This window comes from Sphingobium sp. Leaf26 (assembly GCF_001421665.1).
Lineage (GTDB): Bacteria > Pseudomonadota > Alphaproteobacteria > Sphingomonadales > Sphingomonadaceae > Sphingobium.
In genome coordinates this window covers 34453-47008 of record NZ_LMKV01000023.1, presented here as the reverse complement: position 1 = coordinate 47008, position 12556 = coordinate 34453, and the positions used below count along the sequence as shown (strand labels likewise).

Here is a 12556-nt window from a genome sequence, read left to right as displayed (position 1 = left end):
GATGCGTCAGGCGGCCTGAGCAGCGCGCACCCATTGCGGCGCGGTCGGCGCAGGCAGGCCGGTTTCGGCCAGACAGTTGGCGCGCAGCGTGTCGATGTCCGGTCCGAAGTCGAACACATCTACGTCGCCCCGCGTTGCGCGCATCTCCGCCCGCAGCGCGTCGGTGGCAGCCGCATCGACCACCCCGTCGATCAGCACCACGCCATAGCGGCGCGCGCCTTCGGCCGTGACCAGCCCCTGCGTCACTTCCTTGACCAGCAACGCCGGATCGCGGTCCAGCGGGTCGCCCCAGCCGCCACCGCCCCAGGTGATGAAGTGCAGCCTGTCGCCCGCCTCGACCGGATGGTTTTCCAGCTTGTTGCCGACGACGATTTCCGTGCCATCCGCTTTCACGAGCAGCTTGCGCGCCCGTGCGCCGGGCAGGCCGCCATTGACGCCCCAGGGCGGCACGAACCAGCGATCGTCATGGATGGCGATCACGCCCGGTTCCAGGAAGCGATAGACCATGTCGATGCCGTTGCCGCCGCGATGCAGGCCGGGGCCGCCGCTGTCCGCCACGGTCGAATAATTTTCGATCACCAGCGGGAAATAGCGCTCCAGAAACTCGTTTGGTACATTGGTGAAGCCGGGAAAGAGTGAATGTCCATCCGGCCCGTCGCCCAGCGGACGGCCGGGGATACCGCCAAAGCCGATCTGGAACAACTGGAACCACTTGCCGGCCTTGTCCGTCCCGGCGTAGAAGAGATGTGGCGAGGAAGAGAAGCCGGCGGCGTTCAGGAATTGCGGCGTCTTCTGGCCCAGCAGGCCGCCAAGGATATCGAACAGGCGACCCAGAACATGGGTGCGGCCCGACAGCGCAGCGGGGAATTTGGGCTTGAGCAATGATCCTTCGGGAATACGCACGTCGATCAGCGGATAATAGCCGTCGTTGAACAGGATCTGCGGATCGAAGATCATGATCATGTAGATGCCAAAGAACATGCGCATCATATTTTCGTTGAGCAGCATGTTGATCGACGCCTTCGACTGCGGATCGGTGCCGTCGAAGTCCAGGATGACGCGGCCATTTTCCCGCCACATCGTGCATTTGATCCGGTAGGGGCCATAGCCCATGCCGTCGTCGCAGATATAATCCTCGAAGCTGACCTTCTCTTCGCTGATCGAGCTTTCGATCAACTGCACCATCGCGCGATAATTGCGGTCCAGCAACTGGTCGGTGGCGGAAACGAACACATCGTCGCCGAACCGTTCCGCCATCTCGATCACCCGGCGGGCAGCCACGCGACAGGACGCGATAAGGGCGTTCAAATCCGCCTTGCACCAGTCGGGCGTGCGCGACTGATGCATGACCAGCTTGATCAGGTCTTCGTTATACGTCCCCTTCTTCCATATCTTGACGGGCGGAATCCGCACGCCTTCCTGAAAGATTTCCGTCGCGTCGATCGGCATGGAACCGGGCACCTTGCCGCCGATGTCGGACTGATGCCCGAACATGGAGGTATAGGCGATCAGGCGGCCGTCGCGGAACACCGGCAGCAGCACCAGCCAGTCGTTGCAATGGCTGATCGCGCCGCCGACCGAATAGGGGTCGGACAGGAAGATCATGTCGCCATCCTCGACCGTGCCGTCATAGCCGTCGAGGAAGGGACCGATATAGCTGCCGAACTGGCCCACCACCATGCGGCCCTTGTGATCGGCGATCAGCGGAAAGGCATCGCCCTGTTCGCGGATGCCGGGCGACATGGCGGTGCGCACCAGCGTGGCGTCCATTTCGACGCGGGCGTTGCGCAGGGCGTTTTCGATGACCTCCAGCGTGACAGGGTCGATCTCGACCGTGTTGAAAGGGGTCTGGTTGTCCTGGATGATCCGTGCAGGCATCTTTGCGTTCCTTCGTTCAGGCCAGGTTGATGAGGATGTTGCCGAAGGCGTCGACCGCGCCGACACAGTCCGCTTCGATCAGGGTGGTCGAGTCCATCTCGGTCACGATCGCCGGGCCGGGGATAATGTCGCCCGCGCGCAGCTTCGCCCGGTCGTAGAGGACGGCAGGCACCATCGCGCCGTTCGCCCAGAGTTGATGATCGCGCAGCTTGGCGGCGATCGGATCGCCATTGCCTTGCGGCAGGCGCTGGGCCTCCAGTTCCAGCAGCGGTCCCATCGCGACGGCGCGCAGGTTCACCAGTTCATGCGGGCTATCCATGTTGAATGTGAAGAGGCGCTCATGCTCTGCATCGAAGCGGGCGGTGACGCCGGGCAGGCCGTCTGCTTCGAGTGTGGCGGCGTCGATCGAGAGAGGCACCTCGAACGCCTGCCCCTCATAGCGCACGTCCAGTTCGAATTGAACCGTGACGTCTTCGGGCGCGATGCCTTCGGCAGTCAGTTCGGCGGTCACCTGCGCCGCCATTTCGGCCAGTTGGGTATTCACCTGCGCCTCGTACGTTTCATCGAAACGGCGGGAAAAGCTGCGCGCGGTTTCTGTGCGCATCCGCGTGGTGGCATCTCCCAGCGCGCACAGCACGCCGGGACTGACCGGGGATACGGCAGGCCAGGCACCCATCAGGCGAGAGATTGCATTGACGTGCAGCGGACCCGCGCCGCCAAATCCCATCACCGCAAAATGGCGCGGATCATAGCCCTGCTGGACGGAGATCATGCGCAGCGCGCCGAACATATTCTCGTTCACGATGTCGATGATGCCGCGCGCGGCTTCCATCAGGCCGATGCCAAGACGATCGGCGATGGTCTGTACAGCACGGGCCGCGCCCTCACGATCCAGCTTGAACGCGCCGCCCAGCAGATTTTCTGGGAGATAGCCCAGCACCACATTGGCGTCGGTCACGGTGGGCAGTTCCCCGCCCTTGCCATAAGCCACCGGCCCCGGCACCGCCCCTGCCGATTGCGGGCCGACGCGCAAAGCGCCCGTCAGTTCGGGCACATAGGCGATCGATCCGCCGCCCGCGCCCACGGTCTTGACGTCCAGCGCCGACGCGCGGACCGCCAAATGGCCCACTTCGGTCGTGCGGACCCGGCGCGCCTCCAGATTTTCGATCAGCGCGACGTCGGTGGAGGTGCCGCCGACGTCCAGCGTCAGGATGTTGCGGATGCCCGCATTCTTGCCGACCCACAGCGCGGCCGTCACGCCACCGGCGGGACCGGACATCAGCAGCGCGACGGGATGATCCTCCGCTTTTTCGGAGGACATCAGGCCGCCGTCGGACCGCAGCAGCGAAAGCGACCCGGCCATGCCGTTGCTGCGCAGGCTGCTGCGAAGATTGCGGACATATTTGCCGACCACCGGCCGCACGGCGGCATTGGCGACGGTCGTGAGCGTCCGCTCATATTCCTGCATCTCCGGCAACACGACATGGCTCAGCGAGACAGGCACGCCGGGCAGCATCTCCGCTGCGATTTCGCCCACGCGCTTTTCATGCCCGCCGTTCAGATAGCTGTTCATCAGGCTGACGGTCAGCGCCTCGAACCCTTCGAACCGGCCGAGCGCCGCGCGGATGCCATCCTCGTCGATCGGTCGCAATTCGTTGCCCTGCGCGTCCATGCGCCCCGCAATCTCGACCGTATCCTCCAGCGCGGCGAGCGGCTCCGGCTTGGGCCAGACGATCCAGCCGGCCAGACCTCCTGGCACGAAGGAGCGGGCGATCTGCATCACCTGGCCATAGCCCTGCGTCACGATCAGGCCGACGCGCGCGCCCTTGCCTTCCAGGATCGCGTTGGTCGCGACCGTGGTGCCGTGCAGGAAATAGTCGATATCGGCGGGTGTGATCCCGGCGCCGGCGCAGATCGCGGTCAGGCCGGTGAGGATGCCCTGCGAACTGTCATGCGGGGTCGAAGGCGTCTTGTGCCGCCAGAACGCGCCTGATGACTGGTTGAAAAGCAGCAGGTCGGTGAAGGTGCCGCCGACATCGACGCCGAGACGATAGGTCATGGTGTGAACCGTCTTTCGATTAAGGGCTGGGAATTACGGGCGCAGCGTCGCGAGATAGGCGATCGTATCCGCCTCGCTCACGACGTCGGCATATTTGGCGTTCATGTCGAACAGGTTGGCGCGGTGCGGATCAGGATGGCGATCGCCGCATGCTTCCTCGATCACCATCGTGCGGAAGCCGTGCTGCATCGCGTCGACGCAGGTGGCGCGCACGCAGCCGCTGGTGGTCAGGCCCGTCAGCAGCACGCTGTCACAGCCCATCGCCGTCAGCGTGGCGGCGAGCGAGGTGCCGAAAAAGGCGCTGGCATATTGTTTCGACACGACCAGTTCGTCGTCGGTCGGCACCAGCCCCGTCGCCCAGTCGCCCATCGGGTTGCCCCGGATGAAATAGCGCATGGGCTTGGATTTTTCGAAGAAACGGCCGCCGTCGATGCCGCTGGGATGCAGCACCACATTGGTCAGAATCACCGGGACGCCGGCCGCGTGGGCCGCCTCGCGCACCCGCAGAGCTGATGCAAGCGCGTCGTCCACCCCGGCATAGAGGTCGCATGTCGGATCGAAATAGCCTTGGGCGAAATCGATCAGGATAAGGGCGGGGCGCTGGCCGAAACCGACCGAACGGCCGTAGGCGCGCTTGTAATTGTCGTCCAGGTCGTCGCTCATTTCCGGTCCTTGCAGGGGTTACGGGTCATGCGATCTTTGCCGCGTCGGTAAGACTGGTGATCATCGCCTGCTTGAGCAGATACTCGCGGCGCAGCGCCGGATCAGCGGCGATCGTAGCCATGCGATCCATGCGGCCGGCATGGCTTTCGACCGGTGCATGTTCCATGAATTCCTTGTTCTGGATCGATTGCGCCTGGATGAAGGCGTTGGTGATGCCGCGCCGCTGCCGATCGAACAGGGCCAATTGTTCGATGTCGCCATCCTTCCGCAGGATGCTCCACAATTTATCGGCCAGATTCCAGACATCGTGGATGCCGCTGTTCATCCCGAAACCACCCAGAGGATTGTTGAGATGCGCGGCGTCGCCGACCAGCAGCATCCGCCCCTTGTGGAATGATCCTGCGACCCGCTGATGCACCTTGTAGATCTTGCGGAAATTGGTTTCCACTGCGACGCCCGGTACGATCCGGTCGAAGATCGCGGCGACCGATACGTCCGACAGCAGTTCGTCATTGTCGGTATCGGGACCGGCCGGGATCAGGATTCGCCATAGGCCAGGCACGCGCAGCAGCACCAGCCATTCATCTGGATCGGCGATATAGTTCACATATTCAATGTCGGTCAGGATCGTTTCGATCGGATAGGGCGTGGAGACGCTGACGAACTTCTCCTCATAAGTGATGCCATCGAACGGGACATCCATCACCTTGCGCACGGTGGAGCGCGATCCATCCGCGCCGATCAGGAATTTCGCCCGGATATCCTCCTGCTTGCCGTCCCGTTCGACCGTGGCGATGACGCCATCGCCATCCTCGCGCGCGCCGACCAGCTTCGTGCCGAAGCGCATTTCCGCGTTAGCGAGCGTAGGCAAATGGCTGGTCAGCATTTCCGCCATATGATGTTGCGGGCATTGCAGACGGAACGGAAAGCGGGTCGCGTCGGCGACCTCGCCCAGGTCGAAGTTCAGATGCTCGCCAGAACGCCTGTCGCGCCACTGATAGACGGGGGCCTTCAATCCCTTGTCGATCAGTGGCTGGGCCACGCCGACATCGTCCAGCATCTCGACCGTGACAGGGTGGAAAGTAGAGGCGCGCAGGTCGCTGGCGAAACTGTCCGTCTGTTCGCAGCATATGACGTCGATACCCATCGACGCCAGCCGCACGGCGCCGATCGCGCCCACTGGTCCCGCGCCGGCAATCAGAACTTCGGTTTCGATCACTATGCCCCGCCTTTGCGCATGACGCCCCTGTGCGTCGATGCTGCGCGTCGATGGAAAGGCTTGCGGAACGGGTCAGGCAGAGGCCAGCCATAGGGGCCAGTATGTTCGCCTAATGAACAATTGTCTTTGCGCCGTGAACGAAGTCGCGCTCTACTGGCATCGCTCCGGGCATTGCCGGAATATGTGTAGCAAGGTGGAATGCAAGGTGGCCGACGACGCATCAATCCGGGTGATCGGGCGCGCGCTCGACATATTGCGGGTCATCAATCTTCAGGGCGCGCCCAGCATGACGCACATCGCGCAGGCCGTGAACCTGCCCTATCCGACCGCTCTGCGCATCGTGCGCGCGCTGATCGAGGAGGGGGTTATCGAGCGGGAACCGAACCGCAAACGCTATCGCGCCACCGCGCTGGTGCAGGCGCTGGCCTATGGCTTTCAGAGCCATGACGCACTCGTCACGAAGGCGCGCCCGCATATCGAGGCGCTGACCCAGGCGGTGCATTGGCCGATCAGCGTGGTGACGCGCGTCGCCAACGTGATGGTGGTGCGCGATTCCACCAGCACCCAGACGCCGATGACATTCAATCATTATTATCCCGGGTGGCAGGTGCCGCTGATCCAGTCGGCGTCGGGACGCGCATTTCTGGCCCATACGAGCCGCGATATCCGCGAAAATCTGATCGCGCATATCGAGGAATCGGGGACGGAAGGCGAAATCCGCATGTTGCGCGCGTTCGAATCGACCGGGGAATCGAAAAAGATCCGGCAGCAGGGCTATGCGGCGATGGCGCGGACGGCCTATTCGGCCAATCCGGGCCGCACATCCTCCTTTGCCGTGCCGATCTTTTGCGAGGACGAGGTGCTGGGCACGTTGACGCTGGTCTTCTTTGCCGCGGCCATGACGCTGGATGCCGCTGTGACCCGCTATTTGCCGCAGGTTATGGAAACGGCTGCGCGGATCGGCACCGACATGATCGGGAATTTGTAGAGGTCGTCAGGGTATCATGATCTGACGGATCGCGCGGCCGGACTGCATGTCGTCCAGAGCCATGTTGATCGTGTCGAGCGGTCCGACCGATGTCAGCAGCCGTTCGACCGGCAGCACGCCTGCCTTCCACATCGCGATGAAACGGGGAATGTCGCGCGCCGGCACGCAGGAGCCGAGATAGCAGCCGATCAGCGTCTTGGCCTCCGCCACGAGCGTCAGCGCGGGCAGGTCGAGCATCTGGTCCGGGCGGGGCAGGCCCACGCTGACGATCCGGCTACCACGCCTTCCCGAAGCGATCGCCGCGCGCAGCACCGCTGCATGGCCGACGGTCTCCACGACCAGGTCCGCGCCGCCTTCTGCAAATAATGTCGCGCGCATCGCTTCCGCCTCGTCCGGCGCGCAGGCATGGGCGCCCAGTTCCTGTGCGATCGCGCGTTTTTCGGCGGACGGATCGATGGCCAGGATGGTCGCCGCGCCGGTTGCACGCGCGCCCAGCAATGCGGACAGGCCAACGCCGCCCAGGCCGTGGATGATGACGCTTTCGCCCGGACGCAGCGCGCCGGCATTGACCACCGCACCGACACCGGTCAGCACCGCGCAGCCGAATAGCGCGGCGATCTCCGCCGGGATGTCGCCGTCGATCTTGACCGCCGATCGGGCATCGACGACCGCGTGGCTGGCGAAGGCGGAAATGCCGAGATGATGGTGGACTGGCCCGACATTATCATGCAGGCGGCAGTCGCCCGCCAATAATGTCCCCTGTCCGTTCGCGGCGGTGCCGGGTCCGCAAAGCCATGTCTCCCCGGCGAGGCAGCGGGGACAATGGCCGCAACTCGGCAGAAATGCCAGCACGACCCGGTCACCGATCGCAAAGCCCTCGCACCCCGCACCCACGGCATCAATGATGCCCGTCGCCTCATGTCCGATCACCATCGGCATGGGTCTTTGCCGGTCGCCATTGACCACGGACAGGTCCGAATGACACAGGCCGGCCGCATCGATGCGGATCAGCAGTTCGCCGTTGCCCGGTGGATCGAGGCTGACCTGCCGCAGGTCCAGTGGCCGGGATGTGGCATAGGGCGTGGCATGGCCGCCGCTCCGGTCGAGTACGGCTGCGATGATCTTCATGGCGATATCCCCTGCGGCGGTTGTCGTGCGACGTGGCTGTCGCATGAAGGCATGCACGCCATGGCCGCCAGGCGGCAATTTGTTCATAAGGCGAACATTGATGTCTCGCCCCTCGCGACCATAAGGTGCCGCAGTCAGGATAGGCAACAGCTCATGGGTTGAGGTGAGCGACATACAAGCGGGGTGTTGCAGGTGAGTCAGCCGTTCGATGTGATCGTAGTCGGAGCAGGAACGGCGGGAGTCCCGGCCGCGGTGGCCGCCGCTGAACGCGGTTTGCACGTTGCACTGGTCGAGGCCGCCGGCGATATCGGCGGTACGCTGGTCCTGTCGGGTGGGTCGATCAGCGCAGCCGGCACGCCGATGCAAAATGCGGCGGGGGTCGAAGACAGCACTGACAAGCATTTCGCCGACGCGCTACGGATCAATCATGGCACCGGCGACCATGTGCTGCTGCGCGCCTGGATCGACCGGGCGGCGGGTATGATCGACTGGCTTCTGGACCATGGCTGGACCTGCACCCCGTTCGAGCCGGTCTTCGCCCCCGAACATGACCTCTACACCACGCCGCGCACCTATCGCAGCACCGAACAGGGCTTTTCCCTGATCGGTGCTTATCGCAACGCCTTGGCGCCGCTGGTCGATAGCGGCAAGATCGAAATCTTCCTGAATACCCGCGTGCGCGATCTGATTGTCGAGGATGGCGTGGCGAAAGGCGTGATAGCGACCTGCGGCGACGCCACGGTGGAGCTTCATGGCCGCGCCGTGATCCTGACGACCGGCGGGTTCAGCGGCAGCGCGGATCATTGGCAGAAAATCCACGGCATCAACCCGCTGCGCTATCATATCGATACGGTCGTGGGGGACGGGATGGACATGGCGACGGCGGCGGGCGGCGCGACCTGGTATGAAGATACCCTGCTGCCCTCATTCGGGGGCACGCGCAATCTGAATGCGCCAGCGTCCGCCTGGATGCATTCGGTGATCAATCCGCTCGTCCGCCCGCCATGGGAAATCTATGTGAACAGCGATGGCGATCGTTTCATGCCAGAGGACGAAGGGATCATAGATCAACGCGAACGCGCGATCATGCGCCAGCCGGGCTGGACCTTCTGGGTCATATATGACGAAAAGGCCCGTCGGGAATCTCCTGCACTGTTCAAATGGGAGCCGGAGCAACTGGAAGAGTTGTTCGCGGGACAGGACACCGATTATGTCCGTGCCGACAGCATCGCTGATATGGCGCTGCGTTGCGGCCTGCCGGTGGACAGGCTCAACGCGACCATCGACCTCTATAATCGTGGGCAGGCCGTCGGCAGCGACATGTTGCGCCGTCAGCACATGCCCAGCCCGGTGGCGGAGGGTCCATTTTACGCTGTGCGGCACTATGGCTTTTCGATCTGTTGCTACCCCGGCATTCGGGTCGATCACGACCTGCGCGTTGTCGACCGCGAAGGGCGGCCGATCGCAGGGCTTTATGCGGCAGGCGAGGCCATCGGCATCGGCTTCCTTGGTCATGGTTTCCTGAGCGGCGGTATCGTCTCCTCTGCCGTGACTTTGGGATTGCGGCTCGGCCGGGAAGTGCTGGCATGAGCCAGGTCAAGCCCCGGCGCGGTTATGTCGACGGCCCCTATGGCCAGATCCATTATCGCCGCCTGGGCAAAGGCCTGCCGCTGATCCTTCTGCATCAGGCGGGCATGGATGGGAGACAGTTCGATGCGGTCCACCCGCTGCTGGCGACCCAGGGCTTCGACGTCGTCGCCATCGATATGCCTGGCTTTGGCGGTTCGGATTGCCCGGCCTTCGCTCCGCGCGTGGAGGATTTGGCGACAGGCGTGGTCGCAGCCATGCAGGCGCTGGGGATTACGCGCGCCCGCATCCTTGGCCATCACACCGGATCGATGGTCGGTACGGAAGTGGCTCTGTCCGGTGCGGTTTCGGTCGAAAAGCTGGTGTTGAATGGCCCGATGCCGCTGACCGAAACGGAACGCACGACTTTCTTCACCGAAAAGCTGCCACGTGAAAAGGCGCTGACACCGCAACCGGGAGGACGGCATTTCACCGACTTCATGGCGATCCGCGAACGGCTGGTCGCCGGCAGCCTCCCGATCGAGCGCGTGAGCCAGTTCGTGTTGCAGGCGCTGGGCGCGCAGGCGCCCTTCTGGTATGGGCATAATGCCGGTTTCCTCTATCGGCACGAAGACAGCTTGCCCCGCATCGAGTGCCCCACCTTGATCCTGACCAACAGCGGCGACCAGATATATGAGCATGCATGCCGCGCCCACGCGCTGCGGCCCGATATGGCGTTCGTTACGCTGGAAGGTGGTGGCGTCGATATCGTCGATCAACAACCGCACCAATGGGTCGAGGCCGTGGTCGCCTTTTTGCGCTGATGACGGGGAGGCCGAACCGAGAAGAAGCGAGCATCGACCGCCGTGGTTTTGTCTCGTTGGCAGCGGCCGGCCTGATGCTGGGCGTTACGCAAAGGGCAGCGCAGGCGCAGGACGACGGCGGCCTGACGCGGCCGTTCCTGAAGATCGACGGCGACGGGATCGTCACTGTCTACGCCAAGCATCTTGACATGGGACAGGGCATATGGAGCGGCCTGGCCTCAATCATAGCGGAAGAACTGGATGCGGACTGGGCGACAGTGCGCGTCGAGGGCGCGCCTGCGCGGATGCCGGATTATGGCCATCTCTTCTTCGGGGCGCAGACCACAGGCGGATCGACATCGATCGCCAATAGCTGGGACCAGTTGCGGGAGGCGGGAGCGGTCGCGCGGGCCATGCTGCTCCAGGCAGCCGCTGCGGCATGGAAGGTGCCGTTCGATACGATCAGCATCGATAGGGGCGTTTTGACGTGCGGCATCCGCAGCGCCGGTTTCGGCGTGTTCGCCGCCGCCGCCGGTCGCCTGCCGGTACCCTCGGCCACGCCCAAGCTACGTGCCGCCTACCGCCTGCTGGGCAAGCCTCTGCTCGACCAACTGGATCGCATCGCCAAATCCACCGGCGCACAGCGCTATGGCATCGATGGGGGATGGCCGGACCTGAAGGTTGCGCTGGTCGCCCGGCCGCCGCGTCTGGGCGCGCGACTCAAAAGCGCGGACATGGCGGCGGCGCGCGCCATGGCGGGGGTGTGCGAAGTCGCGGAAATTCCCACGGGCGTCGTGGTGGTTGCCAACACCACTTGGCAGGCGATGAAAGCGCGGGCCGCGTTACATCCCGTCTGGGACGAGAGCGCGGCAAGCCAGACCGGGTCGGACAGCTTCATGCGCGAACTCTCTGCAATGATGGAGGCACGCGCGCCTGATTTCCGCGATCGGCGTGGCGATCCGGATGCTGCCTTCGCCAACGCTGCGCACGTCGTCGAGGCGACGTTCGACTTTCCCTATCTCGCCCATGCGCCGATGGAACCGCTATCGCTGATGGGGCGGATGGAGGGGCAACGCTGCCGCTTGCGCGGCGGCTTCCAGTCGCAGACCGCCAACCAGCAGGCCGTCGCCAAGGTACTGGCATTACCGACCGAAGACGTCATTCTCGAAACCATCGCTGCGGGCGGCAGCTTCGGCCGCCGCGCGGCGGCGGATTCGGATTGGGTAGTGGAGATCGCCCATCTGTTGCGCGCAACCGCCGGTCGCTGGTCGATCAAGCTGATGCGCACACGCGAGGAAGATATGGCGGCCTTCCGATACCGGCCGCAGGTCCGGCATCGTCTGCGCGGCGCGATCGATGCTGGTGGGCGACCACTGGCGGTCGCCCACCATGCGGCAGGCGAGGGCGTGTTTGCTCATTTGATCGACGTCCTGCCGGACCTCCATCGCAGCAGCGTCCTGTTGGGGAACGGGTTCGAACTCTACGGTTTCCCGGCCGGCGAGGTCGCCTGGTGGCGGCCGAAGCTGGACATACCGGTCGAGACGTTCCGCGGTATCAGCAACAATCACATGGCGCCCGCGAAGGAGATTTTCATTGATCGTCTGGCCCGCGCCGCCCATGCCGATCCGGTGGCCTTCCGCTCGTCCCTGCTGAAGGACGATCCGCGCCAGCGTGCGGTTTTGGAACGAGCGGCGGCGATGATCGGCTGGGATCACCCGCCTGCGCCCGGACGGATGAGAGGCGTCGCGGTCCACAAGGCGGATTCCAGCTATGTCGCGCAGATCGCGGAAATTTCGGGCACGCCTGCCGATTTCAGGATCGAACGGATCGTGTGCGCGGTCGATGTCGGTTTCGCCGTCAACCCCGACATCGTGCGCGCGCAGGTCGAGGGGGGGATTGGCTTTGCCCTGTCCAACGCCTTCCACAGTCAATTGACGGTAAGGCAAGGCGCGGCGGTCGAAACCAATTTCGACGCTTATCCGGTGCTGCGGATGGACGGTATGCCGCGCCTGATCGAGATTGCGATCATCGACAGCGATGCGCCGCCCACCGGCATAGGCGAACCCGGATCGGTGCTGGCCGGGGCTGCCGTCATCAACGCGCTGGAACGGATGGGTGCACCGCTCGCCACGCGCTTTCCGTACCGACCTGCCTGATTTCCCAGCAGTACGGAAAAAGGCCGCACCGGACGGACCGGCGCGGCCTTTTTCTTATTTATGATACAGTCCGCGCAACGCTATGCGCGGACTGTA

The 12556-nt window shown here is 64.0% G+C and carries 9 protein-coding genes; 4 read left to right on the top strand and 5 right to left on the bottom strand.

Translation table 11 applies throughout. The features are described 5' to 3' along the window. Positions 1-6: 6 nt before the first annotated feature. Genes ASE85_RS14145 through ASE85_RS14130 form a run of 4 tightly spaced genes read right to left on the bottom strand, consistent with a single transcriptional unit; the run spans position 7 to position 5819 of the window. Positions 7-1878 (bottom strand): hydantoinase B/oxoprolinase family protein, encoded by a 1872-nt coding sequence (locus ASE85_RS14145; RefSeq protein WP_056689532.1) that lies wholly within the window; start codon positions 1876-1878, stop codon positions 7-9. Between the two features lie 16 nt (positions 1879-1894). After that, positions 1895-3937, bottom strand: coding sequence for a hydantoinase/oxoprolinase family protein (locus ASE85_RS14140; protein WP_056689530.1), 2043 nt, complete (start codon positions 3935-3937; stop codon positions 1895-1897). 33 nt (positions 3938-3970) lie between these two features. Next, positions 3971-4600, bottom strand: coding sequence for an isochorismatase family protein (locus ASE85_RS14135; protein ID WP_056689528.1), 630 nt, complete (start codon positions 4598-4600; stop codon positions 3971-3973). 25 nt (positions 4601-4625) lie between these two features. Further along, complete coding sequence (locus tag ASE85_RS14130; RefSeq protein ID WP_327196625.1) at positions 4626-5819, bottom strand: FAD-dependent oxidoreductase; 1194 nt, start codon at positions 5817-5819, stop codon at positions 4626-4628. Positions 5820-6024: 205 nt separating this feature from the next. Here ASE85_RS14130 and ASE85_RS14125 point away from each other — a divergent pair, with 205 nt between their 5' ends. Further along, positions 6025-6807 (top strand): helix-turn-helix domain-containing protein, encoded by a 783-nt coding sequence (locus ASE85_RS14125; protein WP_162237463.1) that lies wholly within the window; start codon positions 6025-6027, stop codon positions 6805-6807. Positions 6808-6813: 6 nt separating this feature from the next. On the opposite strand, the gene ASE85_RS14120 is transcribed toward ASE85_RS14125, so the two are convergent. Then, positions 6814-7935 (bottom strand): alcohol dehydrogenase catalytic domain-containing protein, encoded by a 1122-nt coding sequence (locus tag ASE85_RS14120; protein ID WP_056690178.1) that lies wholly within the window; start codon positions 7933-7935, stop codon positions 6814-6816. Positions 7936-8127: 192 nt separating this feature from the next. Between ASE85_RS14120 and ASE85_RS14115 the strand changes: the two genes are divergently transcribed. From ASE85_RS14115 to ASE85_RS14105, 3 genes are all read left to right on the top strand, one after another. Next, entirely contained in the window at positions 8128-9525 is a 1398-nt protein-coding gene (locus ASE85_RS14115) for an FAD-dependent oxidoreductase (RefSeq protein ID WP_162237462.1), read from the top strand. After that, the gene (locus tag ASE85_RS14110; RefSeq protein ID WP_056689521.1) at positions 9522-10325 is read left to right on the top strand and encodes an alpha/beta fold hydrolase; all 804 of its coding nucleotides are present in this window, start codon (positions 9522-9524) and stop codon (positions 10323-10325) included. The genes ASE85_RS14115 and ASE85_RS14110 overlap by 4 nt, the downstream gene beginning before the upstream one ends. Positions 10326-10399: 74 nt before the next feature. Beyond that, positions 10400-12460 (top strand): xanthine dehydrogenase family protein molybdopterin-binding subunit, encoded by a 2061-nt coding sequence (locus ASE85_RS14105; protein ID WP_162237461.1) that lies wholly within the window; start codon positions 10400-10402, stop codon positions 12458-12460. Positions 12461-12556: the final 96 nt, after the last annotated feature.

Coding starts and splice junctions, on each gene's coding strand:
- ASE85_RS14105 (WP_162237461.1), top strand. CDS start 10,400: ATGCTGGGCGTTACGCAAAGGGCAGCGCAGGCGCAGGACGACGGCGGC.
- ASE85_RS14135 (WP_056689528.1), bottom strand. CDS start 4,600: ATGAGCGACGACCTGGACGACAATTACAAGCGCGCCTACGGCCGTTCG.
- ASE85_RS14145 (WP_056689532.1), bottom strand. CDS start 1,878: ATGCCTGCACGGATCATCCAGGACAACCAGACCCCTTTCAACACGGTC.
- ASE85_RS14120 (WP_056690178.1), bottom strand. CDS start 7,935: ATGAAGATCATCGCAGCCGTACTCGACCGGAGCGGCGGCCATGCCACG.
- ASE85_RS14140 (WP_056689530.1), bottom strand. CDS start 3,937: ATGACCTATCGTCTCGGCGTCGATGTCGGCGGCACCTTCACCGACCTG.
- ASE85_RS14110 (WP_056689521.1), top strand. CDS start 9,522: ATGAGCCAGGTCAAGCCCCGGCGCGGTTATGTCGACGGCCCCTATGGC.